The sequence below is a fragment of the Pontibacter populi genome (genome assembly GCF_019336435.1).
Classification (GTDB): Bacteria; Bacteroidota; Bacteroidia; order Cytophagales; family Hymenobacteraceae; genus Pontibacter; species Pontibacter humidus.
The window spans coordinates 226,080-252,217 of record NZ_JAHWXQ010000005.1; the positions used below are offsets into that span (position 1 = coordinate 226,080).

24 protein-coding genes are annotated in these 26,138 nt (G+C 33.9%); all 24 read left to right on the top strand.

All coding sequences use genetic code 11. The features are described from left to right. The first annotated feature begins 29 nt into the window (after window positions 1–29). The 24 genes from KYK27_RS16325 to KYK27_RS16440 all read left to right on the top strand — a co-directional run bounded on the left by KYK27_RS16325 (window position 30) and on the right by KYK27_RS16440 (window position 26,136). Window positions 30–809, top strand: coding sequence for a polysaccharide biosynthesis/export family protein (locus tag KYK27_RS16325; protein WP_199111375.1), 780 nt, complete (start codon window positions 30–32; stop codon window positions 807–809). A gap of 27 nt (window positions 810–836) precedes the next feature. After that, complete coding sequence (locus KYK27_RS16330; protein WP_199111376.1) at window positions 837–3,215, top strand: GumC family protein; 2,379 nt, start codon at window positions 837–839, stop codon at window positions 3,213–3,215. Between the two features lie 113 nt (window positions 3,216–3,328). Further along, the gene (locus tag KYK27_RS16335) at window positions 3,329–4,288 is read left to right on the top strand and encodes a GDP-L-fucose synthase family protein (RefSeq protein WP_199111377.1); all 960 of its coding nucleotides are present in this window, start codon (window positions 3,329–3,331) and stop codon (window positions 4,286–4,288) included. Window positions 4,289–4,365: 77 nt separating this feature from the next. After that, entirely contained in the window at window positions 4,366–5,478 is a 1,113-nt protein-coding gene (gmd, locus tag KYK27_RS16340) for a GDP-mannose 4,6-dehydratase (RefSeq protein ID WP_199111378.1), read from the top strand. 107 nt (window positions 5,479–5,585) lie between these two features. Beyond that, window positions 5,586–6,440 (top strand): ABC transporter permease, encoded by an 855-nt coding sequence (locus tag KYK27_RS16345; protein WP_199111379.1) that lies wholly within the window; start codon window positions 5,586–5,588, stop codon window positions 6,438–6,440. Window positions 6,441–6,512: 72 nt separating this feature from the next. Further along, window positions 6,513–7,775 (top strand): ABC transporter ATP-binding protein, encoded by a 1,263-nt coding sequence (locus KYK27_RS16350; RefSeq protein WP_199111380.1) that lies wholly within the window; start codon window positions 6,513–6,515, stop codon window positions 7,773–7,775. Window positions 7,776–7,778: 3 nt separating this feature from the next. Next, window positions 7,779–8,858, top strand: a complete 1,080-nt coding sequence (locus KYK27_RS16355; RefSeq protein ID WP_199111381.1) for a DegT/DnrJ/EryC1/StrS family aminotransferase — start codon at window positions 7,779–7,781, stop codon at window positions 8,856–8,858. Between the two features lie 45 nt (window positions 8,859–8,903). Next, complete coding sequence (locus KYK27_RS16360; protein ID WP_199111382.1) at window positions 8,904–10,019, top strand: ATP-grasp domain-containing protein; 1,116 nt, start codon at window positions 8,904–8,906, stop codon at window positions 10,017–10,019. Beyond that, window positions 10,009–10,785 carry a class I SAM-dependent methyltransferase gene (locus KYK27_RS16365; protein ID WP_199111383.1) on the top strand — a complete coding sequence of 259 codons (777 nt, stop codon included), beginning with the start codon at window positions 10,009–10,011 and terminating at the stop codon, window positions 10,783–10,785. The genes KYK27_RS16360 and KYK27_RS16365 overlap by 11 nt, the downstream gene beginning before the upstream one ends. After that, entirely contained in the window at window positions 10,775–11,548 is a 774-nt protein-coding gene (locus KYK27_RS16370; protein WP_199111384.1) for a class I SAM-dependent methyltransferase, read from the top strand. Before KYK27_RS16365 ends, KYK27_RS16370 begins: the two co-directional genes overlap by 11 nt. A 15-nt stretch (window positions 11,549–11,563) precedes the next feature. Beyond that, the gene (locus KYK27_RS16375; protein WP_199111385.1) at window positions 11,564–12,610 is read left to right on the top strand and encodes a glycosyltransferase family 2 protein; all 1,047 of its coding nucleotides are present in this window, start codon (window positions 11,564–11,566) and stop codon (window positions 12,608–12,610) included. Window positions 12,611–12,666: 56 nt separating this feature from the next. Further along, on the top strand, window positions 12,667–13,635 hold the full coding sequence (locus KYK27_RS16380) for a glycosyltransferase family 2 protein (RefSeq protein WP_199111386.1): 969 nt from the start codon (window positions 12,667–12,669) through the stop codon (window positions 13,633–13,635). A 24-nt stretch (window positions 13,636–13,659) separates the two neighbouring features. After that, entirely contained in the window at window positions 13,660–14,607 is a 948-nt protein-coding gene (locus tag KYK27_RS16385; RefSeq protein ID WP_199111387.1) for a glycosyltransferase family 2 protein, read from the top strand. A gap of 2 nt (window positions 14,608–14,609) precedes the next feature. Further along, window positions 14,610–15,617, top strand: a complete 1,008-nt coding sequence (locus tag KYK27_RS16390; protein WP_199111388.1) for a glycosyltransferase — start codon at window positions 14,610–14,612, stop codon at window positions 15,615–15,617. Continuing rightward, complete coding sequence (locus KYK27_RS16395; protein ID WP_199111389.1) at window positions 15,610–16,446, top strand: DUF5672 family protein; 837 nt, start codon at window positions 15,610–15,612, stop codon at window positions 16,444–16,446. Before KYK27_RS16390 ends, KYK27_RS16395 begins: the two co-directional genes overlap by 8 nt. 51 nt (window positions 16,447–16,497) lie before the next feature. After that, the gene (locus KYK27_RS16400) at window positions 16,498–17,268 is read left to right on the top strand and encodes a glycosyltransferase family 2 protein (protein ID WP_199111390.1); all 771 of its coding nucleotides are present in this window, start codon (window positions 16,498–16,500) and stop codon (window positions 17,266–17,268) included. A gap of 42 nt (window positions 17,269–17,310) precedes the next feature. After that, window positions 17,311–18,105, top strand: a complete 795-nt coding sequence (locus tag KYK27_RS16405) for a glycosyltransferase family 2 protein (protein ID WP_199111391.1) — start codon at window positions 17,311–17,313, stop codon at window positions 18,103–18,105. A gap of 23 nt (window positions 18,106–18,128) precedes the next feature. Continuing rightward, the gene (locus tag KYK27_RS16410; protein ID WP_199111392.1) at window positions 18,129–19,268 is read left to right on the top strand and encodes a glycosyltransferase family 4 protein; all 1,140 of its coding nucleotides are present in this window, start codon (window positions 18,129–18,131) and stop codon (window positions 19,266–19,268) included. A 1-nt stretch (window position 19,269) separates the two neighbouring features. Further along, window positions 19,270–20,223 carry a glycosyltransferase family 2 protein gene (locus KYK27_RS16415; protein ID WP_199111393.1) on the top strand — a complete coding sequence of 318 codons (954 nt, stop codon included), beginning with the start codon at window positions 19,270–19,272 and terminating at the stop codon, window positions 20,221–20,223. After that, a complete protein-coding gene (locus KYK27_RS16420; RefSeq protein ID WP_199111394.1) occupies window positions 20,220–21,437 on the top strand; it encodes a glycosyltransferase family 4 protein in 1,218 nt (405 codons plus the stop codon). Before KYK27_RS16415 ends, KYK27_RS16420 begins: the two co-directional genes overlap by 4 nt. 30 nt (window positions 21,438–21,467) lie before the next feature. Then, the gene (locus KYK27_RS16425; RefSeq protein WP_199111395.1) at window positions 21,468–22,619 is read left to right on the top strand and encodes a glycosyltransferase; all 1,152 of its coding nucleotides are present in this window, start codon (window positions 21,468–21,470) and stop codon (window positions 22,617–22,619) included. Beyond that, the gene (locus tag KYK27_RS16430; RefSeq protein WP_199111396.1) at window positions 22,616–23,449 is read left to right on the top strand and encodes a glycosyltransferase family 2 protein; all 834 of its coding nucleotides are present in this window, start codon (window positions 22,616–22,618) and stop codon (window positions 23,447–23,449) included. Before KYK27_RS16425 ends, KYK27_RS16430 begins: the two co-directional genes overlap by 4 nt. 150 nt (window positions 23,450–23,599) lie before the next feature. Continuing rightward, window positions 23,600–24,928, top strand: coding sequence for a glycosyltransferase (locus tag KYK27_RS16435; RefSeq protein ID WP_199111397.1), 1,329 nt, complete (start codon window positions 23,600–23,602; stop codon window positions 24,926–24,928). Beyond that, window positions 24,928–26,136, top strand: coding sequence for a hypothetical protein (locus KYK27_RS16440; protein WP_199111398.1), 1,209 nt, complete (start codon window positions 24,928–24,930; stop codon window positions 26,134–26,136). Before KYK27_RS16435 ends, KYK27_RS16440 begins: the two co-directional genes overlap by 1 nt. Window positions 26,137–26,138: the final 2 nt, after the last annotated feature.

Sequence of the window (26,138 nt, forward strand, 5' to 3'; positions counted from 1 at the left end):
CCAAAACCATTAGTGTATAAGCACTTATAATGCGAAACACCCTAACTATAGTTTATGCCTTGCTCTGCCTTATGCTGGCGGCTTCCTGTGTACCGCAAAAAAAGCTGGTGCTGCTGCAGGATAAACCTGATAAAGCAGATCAGGCAAATGCAGATGCCCTTTTAAAGGCATTTGATTTACAACGCCCGATCTATACACTAAAGCCAGGCGATGTGCTGTCACTTAAAGTACAGACTACCACACCAGCGGAGTATAACTTCTTAGGTCAGGCCACAACTGCTACAACCAGCTCTGATCCTGTATTAGAAGGCTATACTATAGATGCAGAAGGTAATATTCTTATCCCGACTGTTGGCAAAGTAAATCTGCAGGGGTTAACATTAGCTGAAGCCCGGCTTAAAGTTACAGAGGCCTTAAAACCATATTTAACTGATCCTACTGTGAATATGCGCTTTCTTACTTTCCGTTTCTCTGTAATAGGAGAAGTAGGATCACAGGGGCAATTTACCACTTACCAGGATGACATAAACCTGATGGAAGCGATTGCAAATGCCGGTGGTTTTTCACCTTATGCTAATCGGGGCAACATCAAACTTATTCGCTACGAAGCTGGTCAGGCAAAATTATACACGTTCAGTTTGTTAGATGATAACACAATTGCTCAAGCAAACTTTTACCTGCAACCTAATGATATGATTGTAGTTGATCCATTGCCAGCTAAAAATATAAGAGAGAATTTAATTGCGAATGTTAGCTTAACACTCTCTTTAATAGCCACAATTAGCGTCTTAATATCCAGGTTTTTATAATACCCATTCTTAGGTAAGAAACTTATTTTGGAAAACAAATCCCTCAGACAGACTAATACATTTGATATCCAGAACCTGTTACTCAAGGTTCTGAGAAATTGGTATTGGGTTTTAGCTTCTTTACTGATTGCACTAGCAGCCGCATTTTTTGTAAATCGCTATACCATTCCTGCCTTCGAGGTAAGTTCTTCGGTTATGATCATTAAACCGGTAGAACAGGGTGCTTCAGCATCCGCATTATTATATGGTGAAGAGCCATTCCAAGGCTCTCGAGGATTGACAAACGAGTCTGTTTTGATTAAAACAAAATCGCTCGTAGCTCAAACATTACGAAAACTCGATTTCCAGGTCAGTTACTATCAGCAAGGGAATGTTAAACTTACAGAAGTTTATAAGTCACTTTCACCTTTCATTGTTACTTTTGATTCTTCAGCTACAAACACACCTTACGGTGTATTGATCAAAGTAACTCCGACAAGCAACAAAACTTACACGCTTAGCTCTGAAAACCTTCACTGGAACAGATTATTTGCGAACAAAGAATTTGAGTCGGAGAAGCCCTATAACATAAGTGACTTCAGATTCATAATTACTTTTAAATTTAAAGATGGTGTTGATACACCAAATGAATTACTGTTCAGGATTTCCCGCCCTGAAGATCTTGCCGGGTCTTATGCTGGTAGGTTAGAGGTATCTTCTATGGCTGGGGGGGCGTCCGCATTGGTCCTAAAAATAGGAGGGAACACACCAGAAAAGGAAAAAGAATTCCTTAATGCTCATATGGAAACATATAAGCAGAATAACCTGGACATTAAAAACTCTAATGCGATAAATACCTTAGGTTTTATAGATGATCAGCTTCAGCAGATAAGTGATTCTTTGTACTTTATAGAGAGCAGATTAGAGGAATTCAAACGAGGAAACTCAAGACTTGATATCAGTAGTGAAGGAAATAAGTTCGCCCAGCAGGTACAATCACTGGAAGAACAAAAGGCGTCCCTGCTTCTAAACCAAAAGTATTATGATTACTTAAAGGATTACCTGAGAAAAGGGAAAGCACTGGATCAACTGGTAATACCTTCCAACCTTGGTATTCAGGATCCTGTTCTGAATGGCTTAATCGGAAACTTGGTAACTTTGCAAGGTGAGGTTGAAACGATCAGTCGGCAGGATATCAACGCAAATCCGATTGTTACAAATGAGCTTAAAATCAAACGACAGCAGGTCGCTGAATTGAGCAGTAATATACTTGAAAACCTACGTAATATTGAAGCGGCAAACTCCATTGCGATCAATGAGCTTAATAAAAGGATCAACGTAGCATCTGCTCAACTTCAACGCTTGCCGGCTGCTGAACGGAAACTGATCAATATCCAGCGCTTATATAGTCTAAGTGAAAATCTTTACGTTTTCCTGATGGAGAAACGAACAGAAGCAGGTATAGCTAAAGCAGCCAACACTTCTGATGTTACAATCCTTAGCGAAGCTCATGTTTCCGCTCAAACTGCTCCTAATACGTCTAAAAATTATATCACTGCCTTGTTACTTGGGTTAGCCCTGCCTGTTGGCCTAATCTTCTTAAAAGATTACTTTAATAACAGGGTATCCAGTCAGGAAGACATATTAAAGTATACTACTTTACCTATTCTAGGTTTGGTTGGTCATAATAAAAAGGAAAGTGCCAGCCTAATAGACCAAAATCCTAAATCTGCGCTGGCTGAAGCATTCAGAACAGTTAGGTCCAATCTGCGATTCATGGTGAATCAGGATACGCAGGAAGGGAAGCTTATAGTTGTCACCTCCTCTGTAAGTGGAGAGGGGAAAACATTTTCTGCTAAGAATCTGGCATACATATTTTCAATATCTGGTGAACGTACTCTCTTGATTAATGCAGATATGCGCAAGCCTAATAACAATACAGATTTTGGCGTGGTAAGTAGCTTAGGACTTAGTAATTACCTGGCAGGCTATGCTTCTTTGGAAGATGTCATTCATCAGACCTTACAAGAGAGTCTGTTTATTCTACCATCCGGAGATATCCCGCCAAACCCTTCTGAATTGTTATTGAACAAGCGGATGGATGAGTTGGTTAAATTGCTAAGAAACTCTTACGATTATATTATTCTGGACACACCACCCGTTGGTATATTATCAGATGGGCTAGAACTAATGCAAATTGCTGATGCGAATATCTTTATGGTTCGCCAGGATTATACGCTAAAATCTTTCCTGAATAACATCCAACAGCAGTATGAAAGTGGTAAAATTAGAAACACCGCCATTCTCTTTAACGATGTGGATTACCGTAAGTTAAACTATGGTTATGGCTATGGTTATGGTTATGGCTACGGTTACTATTCTGATGATTTGGAAAATCAGCCTTGGTGGAAGAAATTTAAGTTTTAGTGTTTCAAATTAGTTGTACCTAAAATCCCCGCTTCCCGTAAGGGAGGTCAAACTGAGTTTTAATTTTGTTAGATTTAAATAAGGCCTTTTCAAAGGTCCATTTCACCCTTACTATGGAAAAGAATGCCAAAATATATGTAGCAGGTCACCGGGGTATGGTCGGCTCTGCTATTTGTCGCAAGCTTAAAGAAAATGGTTATCATAATCTTATTACCCGTACTTCGTCAGAGCTTGATCTAAGAAACCAACAAGCTGTTTTTGATTTCATGGCTGAAGAAAAGCCGGATTATATTTTCCTGGCGGCTGCTAAAGTGGGCGGTATACAGGCCAACAATACGTACCGGGCTGATTTTTTGTATGAAAACCTGATGATTGAATCAAACATCATACATGCAGCTTACTTGAATAAAGTCACAAAACTGATGTTTTTAGGCTCCTCCTGCATCTATCCAAAAATGGCCACACAGCCTTTGAAAGAAGAGTATCTTTTAACAGGACCATTAGAGCATACAAATGAGCCGTATGCTATAGCTAAAATTGCCGGAATTAAGCTTTGTGAAGCTTATCGTGACCAATACGGATGTAATTTTATTAGTGTAATGCCTACCAACCTGTATGGCTACAACGATAACTATGATCTGAATAATTCACATGTTCTGCCAGCACTGATTCGTAAGTTTCATGAAGCAAAAGTAAATAGTTTCTCTGAGGTTATAGTTTGGGGTACAGGCAGTCCGATGCGTGAATTCTTGTTCGCTGACGACTTAGCTGAAGCCTGCCTATACCTGATGGAGAACTATAATGAGCGAGAACTAGTAAATATAGGAACTGGTGAAGACATCTCTATAAAAGACTTGGCATTACTTGTAAAAGAAGTAATCGGATTTGAAGGAGGTCTTGTATTTGATAGCACAAAACCTGATGGAACACCTCGTAAATTAATGGATGTAAGTAAGTTACATAACACAGGGTTTAAACATAAAGTAGAGTTGCGCGAAGGAATAGCCCTTGCTTACGAAGACTTTAAGAAAAAGCATGTCAGTGAAAATGTTTCTGAAGCTCAGAAAGTATAAATAATTAGTAACTTTTCCGTGGAGTATAAGTATAGAGCAACTGGAATATACTTATCCCTTTTACATAATCGAATATAATGAAGACAGCCCTTATAACCGGCGTTACCGGACAAGACGGTGCGTATTTAGCAGAACTACTTTTAAGCAAAGGATATAAAGTACATGGTTTAAAGCGTCGTAGCTCCCTTTTTAATACCGACCGTATCGATCACCTGTACCAGGATCCGCATGAAAAGAACATTAACTTTAAGTTGCATTACGGCGACCTGACGGACTCTACAAACATCATCCGTATTATTCAGGAAACGCAGCCCGACGAGATCTATAACCTGGCGGCTATGAGCCATGTGAAGGTTAGTTTCGATACGCCGGAATATACTGCAAATGCTGACGGAATTGGTACCCTACGTATTCTGGAAGCTATTCGCATACTTGGCCTGACCGAGAAAACCCGCATTTACCAGGCTTCTACTTCGGAGCTTTACGGATTAGTACAAGCAGTACCGCAATCAGAAACTACGCCGTTTTACCCGCGCTCTCCTTATGCAGTAGCAAAGCTTTATGCGTACTGGATCACGGTTAATTACAGAGAAGCTTATAACATGTTTGCCTGCAATGGTATTTTGTTCAACCACGAGTCTCCATTACGTGGTGAGACCTTTGTGACACGCAAAATAACACGAGCTGCAGCAAGAATAGCACTTGGCTTACAGGATAGTTTGTACCTTGGTAATATGGATGCCAAGCGTGACTGGGGCCATGCTAAAGATTATGTAGAAGCCATGTGGCGCATTCTACAGCAGGATACGCCTGAAGATTTTGTGATTGCAACAGGTGTAACAACAACTGTACGCGACTTTGTGAAAATGTCTTTTGCTGAAGTAGGAATAGAGATTGCTTTCAAAGGCGAAGGTGTTGATGAAAAGGGCTATGTAGCGGCCTGCAACAATCCGGATTACCAAATAGAAATAGGTAAAGAAGTAGTTTGTGTTGATCCTAACTATTTCCGTCCTACTGAAGTGGAACTACTGATTGGCGATCCTACTAAATCAAAGACAAAATTAGGTTGGGAACCTAAATATGATCTGGCAGCACTAGTTAAAGATATGATGCAGTCTGATTTGGAACTGTTCAAGCGTGATACCTACCTGATGGAAGGTGGCCACCGTGTTTTGAACTATCATGAATAATATTTTGGCATAAAATAATATTTAACTTACATTTTTTATACCTCAAAAGGTTTCGCTAAATTTATAGCACCTTTTGAGGTATTTTTTTTTAAAATTTGCTTACTTAAATGAAGACAAAAGACGAAGAGTGGACTCTAATAATAGAGCCTAAAAGTAATTTATTTGATTTACGACTTCGTGAAGTTTGGCAATATAAAGATCTTCTGTTCTTGTTTGTGAAGAGAGATTTTAAAGCAGCTTATAAGCAAACTATTCTAGGCCCTTTGTGGCATTTCATTCAACCCCTTTTTACCACCATTGTTTTCCTTGTGGTCTTCAATAAAATTGCTGAAATACCAACTGATGGCGTTCCTCCTACACTGTTTTATATGAGTGGTATAGCAATTTGGAATTATTTTGCAAGCTGTCTTACAGCTACTTCTAACACTTTTCTCGCCAATGCTGGTATTTTCGGTAAGGTATACTTTCCTCGCTTGATCCTACCTATTTCTATAGTAACTTCAAATGTTATCAAGTTTGGGATACAGTTCCTACTATTGTTGGTTGTTATGATTTATTACATGTTGCAAGGTAATACTATACATTTTGGTATAAGCTGGTTTGTAATACCGTTTTTGGTTTTAATGATGGCTTTATTAGGACTAGGTTTAGGAATAATAATTTCTTCCTTAACTACTAAATACAGGGATTTTACAGTACTTCTCGGTTTTACTGTACAGCTTCTGATGTATGCTACACCTATAGTTTATCCTCTTTCATTTTTAATTAATAAAAGCTATGGGTGGTTAATATCCTGGAACCCGCTAACTCCAATAGTTGAAGCTTTCAGATACGCACTGTTCGAGCAAGGTACATTCTCTTTAGGTTCTTTGTTGTATAGTTTAATATTTATAGCTATTATTTTCGTTATTGGTTTAATTACTTTCAATAGAGTAGAACGTTCCTTTATGGATACTGTCTAATAGGAAAAGAACTGCGCGTTTAATTTAAGATGACATTTACTCTTGTTTATGGGTAAATAATAGGATTTACAAATGATTAAGAATGTTATAGAAGTTACCGCTGTATCTAAACAGTATAGATTAGGACTAGTAGGCACCGGCACCTTGTCTCATGACCTTAACAGATGGTGGCATTTAGTACGAGGAAAAGAAGACCCTTATCTTAAGATTGGAGAAGAAAATGATCGTACATTAATTGGTAATAGTGAATATGTTTGGGCCCTTCGAGATGTAAATCTTAATGTAAAAGATGGGGAAGTAATGGGCATAATTGGCAGAAATGGTGCAGGTAAATCCACTTTATTAAAATTGCTTAGCCGTACTACAGCACCAACTACTGGTTCAATAAAAATTAAAGGTAGAGTTGCTAGTTTACTAGAAGTGGGTACAGGATTCCATCCTGAGTTAAGTGGTCGCGATAATATTTACCTGAACGGTGCAATTTTAGGTATGACGCGGCAGGAAATTACGCGCAAGTTTGATGAAATAGTGGAATTTGCAGGAGTAGAACGCTATGTTGATACACCTGTAAAGCGTTATAGTTCTGGTATGTATGTTCGTCTTGCATTTGCCGTAGCTGCTCATCTGGAACCCGAAATTCTGATTGTGGATGAGGTGCTGGCTGTGGGGGATGCTGAGTTTCAAAAGAAGTGCTTAGGTAAAATGAAAGATGTAAGTACTAACCAAGGTAGAACAGTTTTATTTGTTAGCCATAACATGACAGCCATCAAAAATTTATGCAATACTGTAGCTTATATGAAAAATGGTAAAGTTGTAATGGTAGGAGAAACTGAAAATGTGATTAATACATATTTATCCGATGGTGCTACTAACGATATAAAGCAGGAATTTGCTTCACCTGAAGAGGCTCCTGGGAATGACGCTGTTAAGTTAAAGAGAATAGAAATAGTCCCAATATTAGATTTGCCACATGCTCCTATAACTGTTGAAACACCAATAGATGTAGAGTTTGAGTTTTGGAATTACGTAGATGATAAACCAATAAATTTGAGTTTGCATCTATATACTATGAATAATGAATGCGTTTTTAATGTAGGTAGTGAATCAATGTATTTAACTAAAGGGGTACATAAAGGTGTTTGTAGAATTCCTGAACATCTGTTGAATGACGGTAGCTATAGTATATCAATGATGATAGTTGCCGAACGTTCTTACGCTTTGTATAATTTTGAAGATGTTGTAATGTTTGAAGTACATGAAAATAGAGCACCTTCTGGTTGGCATGGTAAAAGGCCAGGATTTGTCAGACCTAAGTTAGATTTCAAACTCGTTTAATATATGATTCCTGTAACTAAACCTTTCTTACCTCCCAAGGAAGAGTACGATTATTATGTAAATGGTATCTGGAAAAGGCAATGGCTGACAAATAATGGACCACTCGTTAATGAGCTAGAATTAAAGCTTAAAGAATATTTAGACCTTAAGCATCTACTATATGTAACAAATGGAACGATTGCAATTCAACTTGCAATCAAAGCTTTAAATATAAAAGGAGAAATAATTACAACTCCTTTTTCTTATGTAGCCACTACTAGCAGTATTGTTTGGGAAGGATGTGAGCCGGTATTTGTAGATATAAATAAAGATACTCTTAACATTGATCCGGATAAAATTGAAGATGCTATAACTCCTAGAACATCAGCTATATTAGCAACACATGTTTTCGGAAATCCCTGTGAAATAGATGCAATCCAGAATATGGCTAATAAATATGGATTAAAGGTTATATACGATGCAGCCCATTGCTTTGGAGTATTATATAAGAATAGGAGTATTTTCGAATTTGGAGACATATGTACCACTAGTTTTCATGCAACAAAACTATTTCATACTATAGAAGGTGGGGCTATATTCACGAAAGATGCTGATCTGCTTCGAATATTGGCAATGCAACGTAATTTTGGACATGCTGGACCTGAAAATTTCGAAGGATTAGGTATAAATGGGAAGAATTCTGAATTTCATGCTGCTATGGGTTTAGTTAATTTACCATATATAAATGATATTATAAAGCGTAGGATGGACCTTTGCAATCACTATGATTCAAGACTCAAAGGTATACATAAAGCTCGACCGACTTTAAATTCTGATTGCTTATACAATTATGCATACTATCCTATTTTACTAAATAGTGAAGAAGTTCTGAATCAGTTTATTGAAAAATTAAATGCCCATTGGATCTATCCTCGAAGATATTTCTATCCAAGCCTAAATACACTACCATATGTTAAAAGGCAAGCGGTGCCTATAGCTGATGATATTGCTAAAAGAATTCTTTGCCTGCCGCTTTACCATGATCTTTCTTTTGAAGAGATTGATATGATAGCTAGAATTTTGTTAAGAGTACAAAACAATTAACTTTTATAAAGTATTAGTTAGTTTTGAAGGTATAAAATCTATTATATGGTTTCTCAACTTGAGGTTCTTCTATTTTCAGGGTACAATCAGCGAGGGGTTATATCTTTTTGTCGTTTTTGTGAAAAAAATAATGTTGGTTTTAACATTATCGCATTAGAGGAAAGTGATACTATCCTTAAAACAAATTATAAAACTCAGGTTAAGTTTATTAGAGAGACGAAAGAATTATTAATTGACGATTTTCTTAAGTATAAAAAATTAATACCCAATACTCAACTCTTAATTATACCTTCTTCTGAATATTTAAATAGGTTTCTATTAAAAAATAAAGCTTCATTATCTGAAATTGGCTATCTTATACCATTATGTGAACCAAATCTTTATCATATAATTTCTGATAAATATTCTTTTGGTAATTTATGTAAAAACTATAATATAACTGTCCCTTCAGAGTATAATTTAGATAAAGAACTGATTTACCCTTTTGTTATTAAGCCATTAACTTACTCATCAAGTACTGGCTCAATTTTAAAACCTTCAATTATATTTTCAACTAATGATTTTGAAAATTTCATACAGAAAAATGACCTGAAGGATTTTTATTTGCAGGAGTTTATTGGTGGAAGTAGTTATTATTTACTTTATTATTTTAGACTAGACGGTAGTTACACTGTATTTTCTCAAGAAAATTTAATCCAACAATCAAATGGCAGATCTATAGTTGCTGCACAGTCTTCTGACATTCATAAAAATCCAATTTCAAAACAATTCAGTGCCCTATTTCTAGATAACGAATTTACAGGCCTAGTGATGGTAGAATTGAAATTTTATAAAAATCAATTCTATATGATAGAAGCTAATCCAAGATTATGGGGACCATCTCAACTAATATTAGATGCTCAAATGAATTTATTTGAAAGTTTCCTTAATGATTACGGATTATTGGATGGATATGAAAAATTAAATTATAAAGTTAATGTAAAATATTTTTGGTCAGGTGGTATAATTGAAGATCAACGAAAGCAAGAATCACTAGCTTTTCACAGTTATTCGAAGGAATTGTTCTTTAATGATTATACAAAATTTTGCGCTAAAGATATATATGCGTACCCTGATACTTTTGAAGTCTACTCCCAAGAAAAAGATGATTATGAAAAATAGCATTGATAGATTAAAAGAACTTTATTCTAATTCGAGTAAACATTCAAATTACCAAATACTAGCTGAAGAGCTTAATAAATTTATAGATAGCAATGACATATCTATAAAATCTAGATTCGAAAAAGAAAGGTTAGTATACATTTTGTCAAATCTACATCCAAAAGGCAAGTCCATTCTTGATATTGGAGGTAATACTGGTTATTTTACTTTTGAACTGTTAAGTGCAGGTGCATCTTATATTCAGTTATATGAAGGTAATAATGTACATGCTGAATTTGTTAAAGAAGCAGCATCCATTCTAAATTACAATACTAAGTTGAATGTATGCAATAATTACTATGCTTTTATAGATGAATCAAACAATAGATTTTTTGATATAACATTACTATTAAATGTTTTACATCATATTGGTGATGACTATGGTGATCAAAATATTTCAATAGATAATGCAAAAAAAGAAATTATTAGGAGTATCAATTATTTATCAGATAAGACGAAATTTCTAATTTTCCAGTTAGGGTTTTGTTGGAAAGGAAATAAACTGAAACCTTTGTTTCAACATGGTACCAAAAAAGAAATGATAGACTTTATAATATCAGGCACATCAAGCAATTGGGATATAGAAGGGATAGCTGTAGCAGAGGAATCTAATGGAAAAATTATTTATCAGAATTTAAATCCAGAAAACATTTCTCGTAAAGAAACATTAGGAGAGTTTCTAAATAGGCCTTTATTTATCCTTAAATCTAAAAATAATGGAAAATAAATTTAATTCTGAAAATGAAAAAATATTTCTTAATTCATTAGTTACAGATTATAGAGATGATTCTCCATATAGTCGAATTAAAAAAGATATTATTTTTAACTTAATATGTGGAGTCATTGAAATTGATGAAACCAAAAGAGCTCTTCAAATGGGATGCTCTAATGGGTATGAGACAGAACAATTATCAACTTTGTTTAAGTCTCTAGATGTTGTTGATGGCGCTGAGGCTTTTATTCAAAAGTTGAGTAGAGATAGTAAACTCCAGAATGTTAATTTTATATTTTCTCTTTTTGAAGAGTTCGAACAAGAGGAAGTCTCTCTAAAATACGATTATGTATTTTGTAATTATGTTTTGGAACATGTTTATGAAACAAAGTCTGTTCTTAAGCAAATAAGTAAAATATTAAAGCCTAATGGTGTTCTAATTGTAGTTGTGCCAAATGCACATGCTTTATCAAGAAGAATAGCTTCAAAAATGGGGCTTTTAAATGAGCTGGAAACACTAACTGAGAATGATTTAAGACACGGGCATAGAAGAGTTTATACTTTTAAAAGTCTTGAAGAAGATATTAAACAAGCTGGTTTTGTAATTCAAGAAACTAAAGGTGTTGTTTTTAAGATTCTTGCTGATTTTCAGTTAAATAAGCTATTAATAGACGGTTTTCTTACTAAACAGCATATATCAGCAATGCAGGCTCTATCAGAGGAGCCTGAAAATATACGGTATTCAGATTCTATTTTCCTAGTTGCCAGAAAAGCATAGCTTTGTAAAATAACGATGGCAAGCCAGCAAGAAAAGCCCCTAGTTAGTATAATTTGTCTAACATATAATCATGAAAGATTTATTGCCCAAGCTATTGAAGGCTTTTTATTTCAAAAAACGTCATTTTATTTTGAGATAATCATTCATGATGATTGTTCTACTGATAAAACAAGAGAAGTAATACAGCCTTATGTAGAGAAATTCCCTAATTTATATAGGCTAATTTATCAGGATATAAATCAATATTCTTTAGGCAAGAAAATTATTCCATTAATACTACCATATTGTAGGGGGAGATATATTGCACTTTGTGAAGGTGACGATTATTGGATAGATCCACATAAACTCCAAAAGCAGGTTGATTTTCTTGAAACAAATCAGGATTTTAATATAAGCTTTCATCGAGTTAAAGAGTTAAAAGAGAGTGGAAGTGAAGAGCTTTCTAATTTGAATTCTTCTGATAAAGAAGAAGTATATACAATAGAAGATCTTGCAATCCGAAATTTTATTCATACTCCATCTATTGTATTTCGAAATATTTTCTCATCTGTAGGATTTCCTAAATGGTTCAACGAGTCTCCCGTTGGTGACTATGTGCTTCATATGTTAAACGCTCGCCATGGGAAGATAAAATATTTCCCGGAACCAATGGCCGTATACAGAATACATTCTGGAGGTGTATGGAGTTCACTAACACGAACAAAGGTGTTGGAAAAGTGGGCTAAAGTTCTTCTCTTACTTATATTGGAGTTTAATTCTAATGCTAAAGTTCAAGAAGAATTACTTAAACAACTTGCTGGTATTGTATGGGAAAGTTCTGTTTATTTTAAACAAGACTTGATGAGCACTAGCATAAAGAATAATTTAAAGAATTCTGAATTGAAAGTTTTAATTGAAGAAATTCTTAACAAATCGACACATTCTTATGATGAGTTGAATGTGCAGTTAAGAGCATTCGAAGAGCAACAATTAGCCAACAGAAACTTAAAAAATTCACTTGAATATAAAATCGGGAATTACATTATTAAGCCTTTAAAATATTTAAAAGATGTTATCAACTAACTAGAGTGGATAATATTAGTTAAGTCGTTTACTAGAACTTATAACAAATTAGATTAATGAGTGATCTTGTTTCTGTATGCATACCTGTATACAATGGTGAAAAGTATCTGAAAGAAAGCTTGAAATCAGTTATTTCCCAAAGCTATAAGAATATAGAAATTCTTATTGTAGATGATGGATCAACAGATAACTCCCTTCACATTATCACTGAATTTAAAGAAATAGACAATAGAATACGTCTTATACAAAATAAACAAAATTTAGGGCTGGTAAAAAATTGGCAAAAATGTATAGAGCTAGCAAAAGGGAATTGGATCAAGTTTCTTTTTCAGGATGACATTATGCATTCCGAATGTTTAAAGAAAATGATGAATGCTTGTGCTACAAAAAATGTAAAGATCTGTATTAGTGGTAGGGAATTTATAATCGAAGATTCTGCAAGCCCTTTACTGCAAGATTTTTTTATAGATAAGGTGTATCGCTTAGAACGTTCTTATCCTTTCCCCAAAAAATTTGAGCTTGACGAGATTGCTAATTTGGCAAAAGATAAACTTTTTCACAATTTTATAGGTGAACCTATAGTTTTACTTTTTAATAAGAGTATAATCAAGGAAGTTGGCAACTACAATCCTGATCTTGTGCAGCTTGTGGACTATGAGTTTTCTCTAAGAGCTTGTTTAAATTTTCCTTCTTATTTCTTGCCTGATAAACTTGTAAGTTTTCGTGTACACTCAGCTTCTGAGAGTAGTAAAAACCAAGATTTATCCAGTATAAAAATTTTAAGAAGTAAATTTGTAGAACCCTTAGTTATGTACCATGAATATCTTTTCAATCCTAATCTTAGGAAATTAAGAAAAAAGATAGGCTTTAAAAATTTATTAAGCCAGGCAGTTTTATTCTATATTGAAAATAGTAAAACATATTCTTTACCTTCAGATATCAAAGCTCATATATTTTCAAAGTATTACAAGCTACATATTTTTAAAGCAATTAACTTATATAAAATTATAAAATCTAAGCTTTAATATCATTTCGCTCTTAATATGATAATGGTCTCTGTAATCGTTCCTAATTATAACCACGCCGCCTATTTAGAGAGAAGAATTAATTCTATTCTAAATCAAACATATCAATACTTTGAAATCATCTTATTAGATGATTACTCTAATGATAATAGCCAAAGTATCCTCGCCAAATATAAGAATCATCCTAAAGTTTCTCATATCGTTCTAAATGAATTTAATTCTGGAAGTACTTTTAAACAATGGCAAAAGGGTATTGAATTAGCATCAGCTGATTTGATTTGGATAGCAGAAAGTGATGATTGGGCTGAACCAACTCTTTTAGAAGAATTGGTGTCTCCTCTTTTAGATAATCCTGATATTAGTATTTCTTTCTGTCAAACACTTTGTGTTAATTCTGATAACAATATTTTATATAGAACAGAAAGTAATTTTTTGTTGCATACTATTCATGGAAATAAGTTTGTGTCAGAAAGAATGTTTTATGGTAACAGCATCATGAATGCGAGTATGGCTGTTTTCAGAAAATCTCAAATTGAGAATTTCGATTGGAATTTTACAAGTATGAGATTCTGCGGAGATTGGTTTTTTTGGGTACAGTTAGCTTTAACTGGAAGTGTATTCGAAAGTGGTAAGTACTTAAATTACTTTTTTAAACATGGTAAAGATGTTACTTCTAAAGCTGTTTCTCAAGGGCTTTTTTTTAAAGAAGGATATAAAATAATGCTATTTATCAAGAAAAACGTATCAATAGAAACTGATAAATATTTTATAAACTTAGAGAGGCTCGTAGATTATTATTTCGAACAAAAAAAATTTTTTGCTGATGAGCATACTGATAAAGAAGTTCTTGAGTGTTTAGCTTTAGTAGATCAAAATACAATTAAATTAATTCAGAAAAGGAATTATAAACCAAGTAAATCAGTGCAATTGATATCAAAGTTATTCTATTTAGCTAAAGGTAAGCTTAATTAATTATGAGCATTGGAGTAAGTGTAATAGTTTGTTGCTATAATAGTGAATCTAGAATTCCAACTACATTAGAATATCTTGCTAATCAACAACTCGATGCAGATACCAATTTGGAGATTATTATTGTAAATAACAATTCAACAGATAAAACTGCGGAAATCGCAGTAAAGACATGGGCGAGTTTTTCTAGTTCTTTTTTATTTCAGATAGTTAATCAACCAATACCAGGTTTAAGTGCTGCTAGAGAAAAAGGAATTGAAGCAGCTACATTTGATATACTTATTTTCTGTGATGATGACAATTGGCTATCTCCTGATTATGTGATAAAGGCATATGAAATCTTAAAATCAAATACAAAAATTGCAGCAGTTGGTGGTATCAATTTAGGTGTTTTCGAAACTCCTCCTCCAAAATGGATAACTATTTTTGAAGCGTCTTATGCTCTAGGAAATCAGGGAAGTATGGATTTTGAGGTACTTCAGGGGAATAAGTATATTGTCGGAGCTGGCATGGCTCTCAATAAACTTGCTTACATAGATATTAAGCAACGCGGGTTTAATTTTTTTTTAACTGACAGAATTGGAAATAAAATAGTAGGTGGTGGTGATGTAGAGTTATGCTATATATTAAAAATTGCGGGATATCAAATCGCTTTTTCTTCAGAATTAACATTAGAACATTATATGCCAACATCACGAATGACTGAAAGTTATTTAACCAAAATGTGGCATAATTATTCTTATTCTTGGTTAGTTTTTGAAGCTTATAAGATATTCTTGTTTAAGAAGGATTTTAAAAGTTATACCTACTTCTTTTGGAAAGTAGAAAGCTTTAAAAGGTTATTTTCAAAGTCAAAAGGCCTATTATTTTATTTAAGATGTAAACGTAAAGGTAACCTTTCCTATTGTTTGCCTTATGAAGCTGAACTTTTATTTAATACTTACCTATTCTTTAATACAAAAAGACTCTTAAAAATCACCCAAAATATACACCAAAAATTGTATAATGAATAATGCAGTTATTGTAATTCCAGTACATACTTCTAATCCATCTCAGGAAGAACTTATTGCTTTTGCACAATGCTACAAAGTTTTAGCAGATCATGATATCTTTATACTTCACCCGGAAGGATTAGATTTAGAAGCTTATTCTAGGGTAAATCCAAATATTAAGGGTGTAGCTATTGATCCACATTGGTTATCAGATATTAAGAACTACAATAAATTGAAATGTAGTCCTTTTTTTTACAATCTATTTTCTAAATATCGATTCCTACTTACATACGAATTAGATGCATTTGTTTTTCGTGATGAACTTATTTATTGGTGTAAGAAAGGGTATGATTATATTGGTGCGCCTTGGTATGAAGGTTACGCTAATACTTCTAATTCCTCAGAAATAGTTGGCGTAGGTAATTCTGGATTCTCTTTGAGAAATGTCAAACACTGTTTAAGGATAATAAAACGTGTTGACATTCTATGTTCGATTTATAAAGTTTTTTGTTGCTGTAACCTTGATAGGGTCATTAGTTTTAAAAGGTTTTTAATGTATTCAAAGTTGCACCTTTTATTTAAAATAAAAGGATATCACTTTTTAGAACCGTTTTTAACTAGAAAATATATTCATGAGGATATTTACTGGGGGATTTGGGTTTCGAAGTCGTTTAAAGACTTTGTAATAGCTCCTTATAGAGAAGCTATTCAGTTTAGCTTTGAAACTGAACCTAAAAAACTTTATAAAATAAATAATTTTAAGTTACCATTTGGATGTCATGCTTGGCTAAGATATGATCCTATGTTTTGGAGCGAGTTTATCATACCCAAAAAAAGGACCTTACTGTAATGTAGTTCGCTGTCCAAACGAAATATATTGATAACAAATCTATGATTACATATGCCTAAGTTATCCATCATAACAATTAATTATAATAATAAAAAAGGATTGCTAAAAACTGTAAAGAGCGTCATAAAGCAAGAATTTAATGATTGTGAATACATCATTATTGATGGTGGATCCACTGATGGTAGTATAGATATAATTAAGGAATACTCTAACCTTATTTCCTACTGGGTTTCAGAGCATGACCGAGGAATTTATCATGCAATGAATAAAGGAATCGTAAGAGCAAGCGGAGAATATATTCTTTTTCTTAATTCAGGCGATTTTTTAGTTTCAGATATTTTATCTTCATTAAAATTTGCTGATCTAAAAGAAGATATTATTTATTTTAATTTGGAATTTTTAGAACGGAACGGATCACATATACAAGTCTACCCAAGTACTCTTTCTTTCAGATATCTTTCTACTTATTCTTTACCACATCAAGGTGCTCTTATTAAAATGGATTTGTTCAAAAAGTATGGTTACTACAATGAAAATTATAGCATAGTTTCAGATTGGTCTTTCTTTTTAATTACCATTGCAAAACATAATGCTACATATAAGCACATTAACATAACTTTTGCCTCTGTTGAAAGGGAGGGTATTAGCTGTGATCCACAAAATAATGAAATGATAAACCTGGAAAGACAACAAGTGCTTCTTTCTGAATTTAATTTATTTTTAGAGGATTATAAACATTACTATGAGCTAGAAAGACAATCTTTAAAGCTTAAAAATAATCGGCTTTTTAGACTACTAAATAAATTAATAAATTTTATATAATATTTTTTTTGGCTCTTGCTTGGTTTTTATTTGAATAATAAGATGAAGATCACAATCTACTCCGTATGTTGGAATGAAGAGGTTTTACTTCCTCACTTCTTTCAACATTATAAATCGAGGTTCCCCAATGCTGATTTTGTGATTTATGATAATGGTTCTACTGATAGATCAAGGGATATCATTAGAGAAAATGGAGGAGTTGTTAAGAACTTAGAGTCTAATAATAGGGCAAGGGAAGATTTACTAATGGGGGTGAGAAATAATTGTTGGAAATTATCTAAAAACGATTGGGTGATTGTTTGTGATGTAGATGAGTTTATTGATTGTGATGAAAGTTTTCTTTCAAATGCAACTGCGTCGGTTATTCGATGTGAAGGTTACGAAATGGCTGGAGATACTTTAAATATTGACACTATAACAAAAGGTACGAGAAACTACTGGCTTGACAAATGTTCTGTTTTTAATCCGAATAAGATTTCTGAAATAAATTATTCTCCAGGTTGTCATTCATGTGCACCTGTAGGTGAGGTTATTTATAACAAAAAGAGGGTTCCGTTAAAGCATTATAAGTACTTTAAGTTATCTTATGTGATAGAGCGGTTTGAAGTTCTAAGTAAGAGATTGTCTGATGAAAATAAAAGCAATGGTTGGGGCATACATTATTTACAGAATAAAGAAGAGATTAAAGATGCATATTTATTTATTTTAAATAACGCTGAAGCAGTACCAGCACCTTTTATACGATATTTATACTATAAACTTATTAATAATCAGAAATATTATAGAATATTGAAAAAGTTATTAAATATTAAGAAGTCCATTGTAACTCGCTATTAATTTAAAAATAAACGTTTATCTTCTTGAGTAAGAAAGTACTTTTTATATCTCATAATGCTTCCAGAAGTGGAGCTCCTTTAATGCTTTATAACTGTATTAAATGGTTAAAAATCAGGCAATTAATAGATCCCTATATTCTTTTAATAGATGGGGGTAGTCTAGAAAATGATTTCAGCTGTCTTGGACCTACTTTTATTTGGAATGGATTTCACAAGACAACAAATTGGTTAGATCGTGCTGTAGGATTTATAAGTTTGAACCAAAAGAAAAAGAGACATATATTAAAGTTAAAGAAGTATTTAGAAGTTCAAGGCTTTAAACTGGTCTATAGCAATTCAATAGTAGCTAATAAAGTAGCTTATGAATTAGGTAAAACTATTTCATGCCCGTTTTTGTCACATGTGCATGAAATGAGTTTTTCAGCCAATCATTTTTATAAGTCCTTTCTTTTACAAGAATATATAGAAAACTTTGACCATTTTATTAGTGTATCCCAACAATCTTTGAAGTTACTAACAGAAGAATTAGGAGTTGATGAATCTAAAATAACTGTTATACCTCCTTTTTATTCAGACATAGTCAAGCTAAATAGTACTATAATAATTGATAAAGAAAATATTAAGATTGGTTTTTCTGGATATGCCGGCTGGAGAAAAGGAATCGACCTATTCACTCCTTTATTAGCTGTTTGTAATAATAAATTTGACTTGCATAATATCGAGTTTATCTGGATAGGTGAAATAAACGAAGAAACAAAGGAAAGAATACTATATGATTTGAAGATATTGAATATCGTTTCGAAGGTAAGTTTTCCAGGATATATAACAAACCCTCATGAATATATGGCTTTGCTCGATGTATTTGTGCTCCTTTCAAGAGAAGATCCCTTTCCTATTGCTTGTTTGGAGGCGGCAAGTAATAATGTTCCTTTGATTTGTTTTGAGGCTTCTGGTGGTATTCCTGATCTTATTGAAGATGATGCTGGTAAAGTAGTTCCTTATTTAAATTTGGATTTAATGGCTGAAGCTATAAAGGCATTTGTTAACAATAAGCACAAGAGAATTATTAAAGGTGAAATAGCTGCCAAAAAAGTGAAAAGCTATTCCCAGGAAGCCATAATGCCATTGATAAATTCAGTGATTCAAAAAATTACTTCTAATTAATATGCTTCCTATAGTCTCCATTGTAATACCCGTATATAATCAACCTGATTTATTGCAACGTTGTCTTCATAGTATTACTCAGCAGACATTTCGAGATTTTCAAATAGTCATCATTGATGATAATAGTACCATAGATTACTCTTCAGTTATTGCTACATACTCAAGTTTTCCTATTCAGTATTTTAGAAATAGTGTAAATAAAGGCGCTATGTCTAATATGAAGTTTTTACTTGAAACGGAGTGGAATACTAAATACTTTATCCTTTTTCATGAAGATGATATGATGCATCCTCAGTTTCTTCAGAATCAAATAAAATTAATGGAGAATAATTCAGAAATAGCTTTTTCCGGGACATTTATGGAGTATTTTGAAGAGGATGTATATAATAGTCACTTTTCCCAAAAAAATTATAATACAATAGAAAAGAAGATTTTTTATATACCATCAGATTTTTTAGCTTCTATTTTTCTAAAAGAGGAAATTTGCTTTGGAAGTATTATCTATAGAACCTCTTTGCTAAATAATCCAACATTTGATGTTGCACGTTATGGACCTATTTGTGATAGGCCCTTTTTACTGAGTATTATAAAAAAATGTTCATATGGATGTTTGATTAAAGCTCCTTTAGTTTATTATCGTGACCATGGCCCTGAAGATAAACGTTTTAGTAACCTCAGTAGGCATCAGTTGGTTAATTTTCTCCGAACTTATAAGGATTTACTTAATGATGATTTAGCCTTGCATAATAAATTTTTGACCTACGCTTCAAATGAAGCTTTATGGTTTTGTAAGATTTCAGATGAAATAAGCTTCTTAGATACTTATAAAATATTTATTTTATGCTTGAGCAATTCAATTGTTTCTTTAAAACATCTTGAACCCAAGGGGTTAAGGTCTTTAGGAATATACCCACTAGCGCTTTTACTTAAGAAGATAAAAGATTTTACTTTATGAGGATTGCTTTTATTACTTATGAGTATCCAAGTGAAATTGGATTAGGTGGAATTGGTACGTACACAAAACAGGTAGCAACAGCATTGATAAAGAAAGGCTTGGATATATCTGTATTTTGCGGGAGTTTTACCCAGCAGAAGTTTTATTACGATAATGGGGTTAAAGTTCATAGTATAAAATGTACTAACCCAGAAACATTTAAGTTTAATGTAGTAGCTCCCTTTTTGGCTGAACATAACAAAACTCCATTTGATTTAATGGAATCACCGGAGATACATGGTAATGCGGCTGAAGTAAAGAAGCATTTACCTTCTTTACCTTTAGTTGTAAGGTTACATGCTCCCAACTATCTTGTTGAAAAGCTCAAGAAAACATATACACCTTTTGTTGCCAAAATCCGTTTTTTTATGGGAGCATTAAGGAGAGGTAGGTGGGACTTAGGTTATTGGCGCAAATATGATTACAAATCTGATCCTGACTATAATTTCGTAATAAGGGCTGATGCCATAATAGCGCCATCTAATGCTATGAAAGAATGGGCTGTTTCTAATTGGAATATTAACAAAGTGTCTATAGAAGTAATTCCAAATGTATTTTATCCTGACAAAGCATTCCTTAATATTGAAAGGCCTACTTATCATAAGAGAATTGTATACTTTGGCAGGCTTAATGTTTTGAAAGGACTGGTAGGAGCTACTAAAGCTATGCGAGTTTTCCTTTCCAAGAATCCGGATTGGACTTGGAAAGTAATTGGAAATGATGGTCCTTCTCATATATTCAATTTAAGCATGCGACAATGGATGAAAAAACATTTAAAGGAAGTAACTAACCAAGTAGAATTTATAGATGGTGTTACTTACGAGCAACTTCCATATGAACTTGCAACAGTAGATATAGCTTTACTACCTAGTTTGTTTGAAAGTTTTTCCTATACCTGTAAGGAAGCTCTTGCTGCTGGATTACCTGTAATAGGTAGTAATGTAGGAGGCATGGCTGATATGATAACATCAAGTAAACAAGGATGCTTGGTAAATCCTAAATCCGACAAGCAAATACTTCAAGCACTTACTGTTTTCACCTCAAGCACTAGACTCCAAACAAGTCAGATAAGTAGTAGACAGAGTGTTTTCTCAGAAGATCAAAATAACCTTACAGATATTTATATTGATTATTACAAATATTTTATAGGCTGGAAATATATACATACTAAGTAGTAAATAAGTAGGTCTAAAGTTTTTAGTATTATGAAAATAGCTTTTGTTTCTTTGATGGAGGGCCAACCTTGGGGAGGGAGCGAGGCTTTATGGCATAAAACGGCTAAATATTCTAGGGAGCAAGGAAACGATGTATTGGTGTCTGTGTATGATTGGGGATCGACTAATCGTTACATTAAAGAACTTATGGACATAGGATGTCGAGTTCATAGTCGACCACTATACTCTCGAAACAAGGTGCATATCAGGAAGCTAATTTATTCACTTAAAAATAAAATTCTTGGTACATCAAGATTCTACAATCACATTTTAAAATTCAAACCAGATATGGTTGTAATTAGTCAGGGTAATACTTATGACTTGGTTATTCACCATACCTCTCTAAAAGACAGTCTTATATTAAGTAAAGTACCATACTTCATAATTTGTCACAATCATACGCAATTTAGTGATATACCAAATGCTGCTGTTTATTCAGGTGCGAGATCTGCTTTCGAAAATGCAAGTAAAGTTTTTTTTGTGTCTAAGAGAATGTGGAGCTTTGTTGAGAGGCAACTTTGTACCAAATTAAAAAATGGATATCTTACTTGGAACCCTTTGAATTTAAAGTCCAATAAACTTGTGAAATGGCCAGAAAATTCAGATTCTTTAAACTTCGCTGTTGTTGCTAGTATAGTTGGAGGAAAAGGACATGATATGCTTTTTGAAGCATTATCAACTGAAACTTGGATTAAAAGAAGATCCTGGATATTAAATTTATATGGCGCAGGGGAGGGGGTAGAATATCTGAAGAAATTAGCTGTTTTTTATGGTATAGACAAAAAAGTTATTTTTCACGGGCATTTTGATAATATCTTAGGGGTGTGGGAGCATAATCATATTTTAGTGGTTCCCTCTTCAATAGAAGGTCTTCCTATTTCTTTAGTAGAAGCCATGATTTGTGGTAGACCTGCTATTGTAACTGATATTGGTGGGAATTGCGAAATGATAAAAGATGGTGTAAATGGCTTTGTTGCAGAGTCGCCATATACTTCATATATCAGATATGCTCTTGAAAGGGCATGGGAGAAAAGGGAATGCTGGCATGGAATGGGCTTATTAGCTAGGAGTAGCGCTTTAGAACAGGTAGATTTAACTCCTGAAATAACTTTATATAATAAATTATCATCCCAAACTTTATGATACTTGTAAGTGTTTTAATGACAGCTTATAATAGGGAGAAATACATAGCAGAGGCAATTGAAAGTGTGTTATGTTCTACCTTTAAAAACTTTGAGTTGATAATCGTAGATGATTTGTCTGCTGATAGGACGCTTGATATTGCAAGAGGTTATGAGACCAAAGATGATCGCGTTAGAGTTTATAGAAATGATAAGAACTTAGGGCAATTTGCCAATAGAAATAAAGCTGCTGAGTTAGCTGTTGGGAAGTACATAAAATATTTAGATTCAGATGATATAATTTACCCGTATGGTTTAGCTGTAATGGTAAATGCAATGGAATCATTCCCTGAAGCTGGTTTAGGCTTCTGTTACACATCAGGTGATAGCCCGTGGCCTCTACCAAAGCTTTTAACTTCAGCAGAAGCTTATTCAATGCATTATAAGAAGGGTGGAATTCTATTTTGTGGTCCTAGCGGGTTGATAATGCGCAGAGACATTTTCTGGAATACGGGAGGGTATGAAGATTATGGTATGCCTTCTGATAATCATCTATCGTTGAAGATTGCTGCCACCTCACCCGTTGTCCCACTTCAAAGGGATTTGTTCTGGTGGCGAAAGCACGAGGGACAGGCTTTTAATAATGCAAATCTCTCTGTAAATGCCTTAAATAATTACCGTTTTAACAAGAGCTTGATCGATAGCCATTTATGCCCGCTTAATAAACGTGATAAGGATATAATAACAAAGAATCTTAAACGGATTTTTTTAAAGAATATTGTTAGAATTGGGATTAAAAGTAGAAAACCTTTTGAAGCTTTCGAATTGATAAGTAAATCTAAGATTCTTTAAGTTCTGGGTAATTTTTCTAGGAGGTGGCAATATAGTGGAAGCCCTTTAAATATAAAAATTTATGAAGTATTTAAGGCTCTCTTGCAAATTTCGCTGATTAAGTAACGGCGTTGCATTCTAATTAACTTCTATCTAAAGTTTTGTTTCGTTTTGAAAATACTCCAAGTATTAAACCATTACTTGCCTTACCAGGTTGCCGGAACGGAAGTATATACCTCATTACTATCCAAGTACTTGCATCAGCAGGGTATAATCGTAAAAGTTGTTATACCTAATTATGGTGCTTCAGGAAATGCGTTATATGTACATGAATATATTCCAGTAATTGCCTACGCTGAACCGTCTGAGGTAGACAGATCCCTGATTATGGGCCTAAGAAAGCCAGATGGTCTTAAATATTTTGAAGAGCTTCTGGTACAGGAACAACCCAATATAGTACATTTTCACGAGCTTGCAGGCAGCAACGGTGTAACTGTGCATCATGTGGAGCGGGCGAAAGCACTAGGTTTTAAAGTAGTTACCACACTACATCTTGCCCGGTATACCTGTAAAACCGGGAATCTCCTATATGAAAATAAAAGCCTTTGCGATGGCGTGATTGACATCGAGAAATGTACCAGGTGTAATTTTGTGGTAAAAGGCTTAAGCAATTTCAGAATTAACGCTTTGTTACCTTTGTCATGGATAGCTTACAAGCTAAATATCAATTTAACAAAGTCAGACAGTAGCTTGAGTACGGCGATAGGATTCCCTTTCCTGATAGACAAAATAAAGACGGATCTGCAAAGACTTTATAATAGTAGCGATAAAGTAGTTACACTCACTTCCTGGTACAAAACTGTACTTCAAAGTAATCGTGTGCCAAGAGATAAAATAGTTCATATACCTCAAGCTTTGCCGTTTCTTGAAGAGATTATCACTTCAACCACTTCAGTGGAAGCACGGCTTCCCATACGTCTGATGTATATAGGGCGAATAAGCCCCATAAAAGGTGTGCATCTGCTATTAGAAGCAGTTAAAGGATTGCCTTGTGATAAGATCATACTTCATATATATGGGCAAGAGATGGGCGATGCCTATTCCGCATCCTGCAGGGAGCAAAGTGTGGGACTCCCTAATGTCAAGTGGATGGGAAAAATTGACCCTAATAGTGTAGTAAAGACTATGCAGAAGTACCAAGCCGTTTGTATTCCATCTGTTTGCTCCGAAATGTCTCCTTTAGTGATACAGGAGGCTTTTGCGGCGGCTGTACCTGTTATAGCCTCTGATGTTCACGGAAACTCCGAACAAATAACTCATAATAAGAATGGCTTACTTTTTAAGTTTAATAATTCTGATGCCCTAAAGTATGAATTACAGTGTATAATAGAGAATCCAGAACTGTTAGTGACCTTAGGTAAAAATATTCAGCCACCGCAGAATTTTAATGTAGTAGGGATGGCTTATCTCGAATTATATCAAGAACTTCTTAGAACCTAATGCGCTTACTTTTAATAACTTCTACAAACCTAACTTCCAACCCACGCTTAGTTAAAGAGATGCGACTTGCTTTATCAATAGGCTATGATGTAACAGTAGTCTTGTTTGATTTAAAGCAATGGACTAAAAGCCTGGAGCAAACATATCAGAAAGAGTTTAAGGAAGTTAAATTTATATACTTGTCTATAACCCGAAATTCCTTTAATTGGCTCCAGACGACGCTTGTTCATTTCTTTGCAAAAAAGTTAAATAGCTCTTATCCTCTATCTCTTAAATTATCTGCTTTTGCTTCTGATAAAAGAAGTTTTTTACTTACTAAAAAGTTAAAAAAGTTATCACATAAAAAATTTGATCTTATTATAAGCCATAATCTAGGAGCGTTATATCCTGCCTTCCAGTATGCTAACAAGCATAATATCCCTTTTGCTTTTGATGTAGAGGATTACCACCCGGGTGAAGTTATTCCAGCAGATGCTGAAGGGGAAAAGATGCGTCGTGAATTCCTGATGCAACAGATGTTGCCGCAAGCTGAATTTATAACGGCTGCATCGCCTCTCATTGCAAATCAGGTTGGGAAATTATGCCAATGTACTGTAACTACGATTAACAATTCTTTCTACAGTTCTGAGTTTAAACTTTCTTTATTGGACGATGCTGTCGAAGATAAGATTAAACTAGTTTGGTTTTCACAGCATATCAATCATGGCCGCGGCTTGGAATTGTTATTGCCTGCTTTAGATATGTTTAACGATATTGTTGGCTTAACTTTAATTGGAAATCTGAATCAAGATTTTGGTGATAGCTGGCTAAAAGGGAGGGGATATGTAGGTGTTATTGCTCCATTACCTCAAAATGAATTACATGAAGAACTATCTAAGTATGATGCAGGGTTGGCTTTAGAATTAAAGAGTGTAGATTTTAATCGTGATATTGCACTTACTAATAAGATTTTTGCTTATAAGCAGGCAGGCTTGTTTATCCTAGCAACAGACACACAAGCTCAATCTGAATTTATGAATCAATATAAAGAAGACGGATATGTTTGTGAGCAGACGATTGAGTCGCTTAAAGCAGGAGTAGATTATATCATACAAAATATTTCAGCAATAAGAGCAGGAAAAAACAATAGGTTTAATGCTGCAATAAAGATAGGTTTTGAAACAGAAGCTCAAAAGTTAGTAGCTTTGTGGCAAGATGTTTTAAAGTAAGC

Bases quoted from the DNA above. Each gene is read 5' to 3' on its own strand.
- KYK27_RS16325 (WP_199111375.1), top strand. From the start codon at position 30: ATGCGAAACACCCTAACTATAGTTTATGCCTTGCTCTGCCTTATGCTG.
- KYK27_RS16335 (WP_199111377.1), top strand. From the start codon at position 3,329: ATGGAAAAGAATGCCAAAATATATGTAGCAGGTCACCGGGGTATGGTC.
- gmd (WP_199111378.1), top strand. From the start codon at position 4,366: ATGAAGACAGCCCTTATAACCGGCGTTACCGGACAAGACGGTGCGTAT.
- KYK27_RS16345 (WP_199111379.1), top strand. From the start codon at position 5,586: ATGAAGACAAAAGACGAAGAGTGGACTCTAATAATAGAGCCTAAAAGT.
- KYK27_RS16350 (WP_199111380.1), top strand. From the start codon at position 6,513: ATGATTAAGAATGTTATAGAAGTTACCGCTGTATCTAAACAGTATAGA.
- KYK27_RS16355 (WP_199111381.1), top strand. From the start codon at position 7,779: ATGATTCCTGTAACTAAACCTTTCTTACCTCCCAAGGAAGAGTACGAT.
- KYK27_RS16360 (WP_199111382.1), top strand. From the start codon at position 8,904: ATGGTTTCTCAACTTGAGGTTCTTCTATTTTCAGGGTACAATCAGCGA.
- KYK27_RS16365 (WP_199111383.1), top strand. From the start codon at position 10,009: ATGAAAAATAGCATTGATAGATTAAAAGAACTTTATTCTAATTCGAGT.
- KYK27_RS16370 (WP_199111384.1), top strand. From the start codon at position 10,775: ATGGAAAATAAATTTAATTCTGAAAATGAAAAAATATTTCTTAATTCA.
- KYK27_RS16375 (WP_199111385.1), top strand. From the start codon at position 11,564: ATGGCAAGCCAGCAAGAAAAGCCCCTAGTTAGTATAATTTGTCTAACA.
- KYK27_RS16380 (WP_199111386.1), top strand. From the start codon at position 12,667: ATGAGTGATCTTGTTTCTGTATGCATACCTGTATACAATGGTGAAAAG.
- KYK27_RS16385 (WP_199111387.1), top strand. From the start codon at position 13,660: ATGGTCTCTGTAATCGTTCCTAATTATAACCACGCCGCCTATTTAGAG.
- KYK27_RS16390 (WP_199111388.1), top strand. From the start codon at position 14,610: ATGAGCATTGGAGTAAGTGTAATAGTTTGTTGCTATAATAGTGAATCT.
- KYK27_RS16395 (WP_199111389.1), top strand. From the start codon at position 15,610: ATGAATAATGCAGTTATTGTAATTCCAGTACATACTTCTAATCCATCT.
- KYK27_RS16400 (WP_199111390.1), top strand. From the start codon at position 16,498: ATGCCTAAGTTATCCATCATAACAATTAATTATAATAATAAAAAAGGA.
- KYK27_RS16405 (WP_199111391.1), top strand. From the start codon at position 17,311: ATGAAGATCACAATCTACTCCGTATGTTGGAATGAAGAGGTTTTACTT.
- KYK27_RS16415 (WP_199111393.1), top strand. From the start codon at position 19,270: ATGCTTCCTATAGTCTCCATTGTAATACCCGTATATAATCAACCTGAT.
- KYK27_RS16420 (WP_199111394.1), top strand. From the start codon at position 20,220: ATGAGGATTGCTTTTATTACTTATGAGTATCCAAGTGAAATTGGATTA.
- KYK27_RS16425 (WP_199111395.1), top strand. From the start codon at position 21,468: ATGAAAATAGCTTTTGTTTCTTTGATGGAGGGCCAACCTTGGGGAGGG.
- KYK27_RS16430 (WP_199111396.1), top strand. From the start codon at position 22,616: ATGATACTTGTAAGTGTTTTAATGACAGCTTATAATAGGGAGAAATAC.
- KYK27_RS16440 (WP_199111398.1), top strand. From the start codon at position 24,928: ATGCGCTTACTTTTAATAACTTCTACAAACCTAACTTCCAACCCACGC.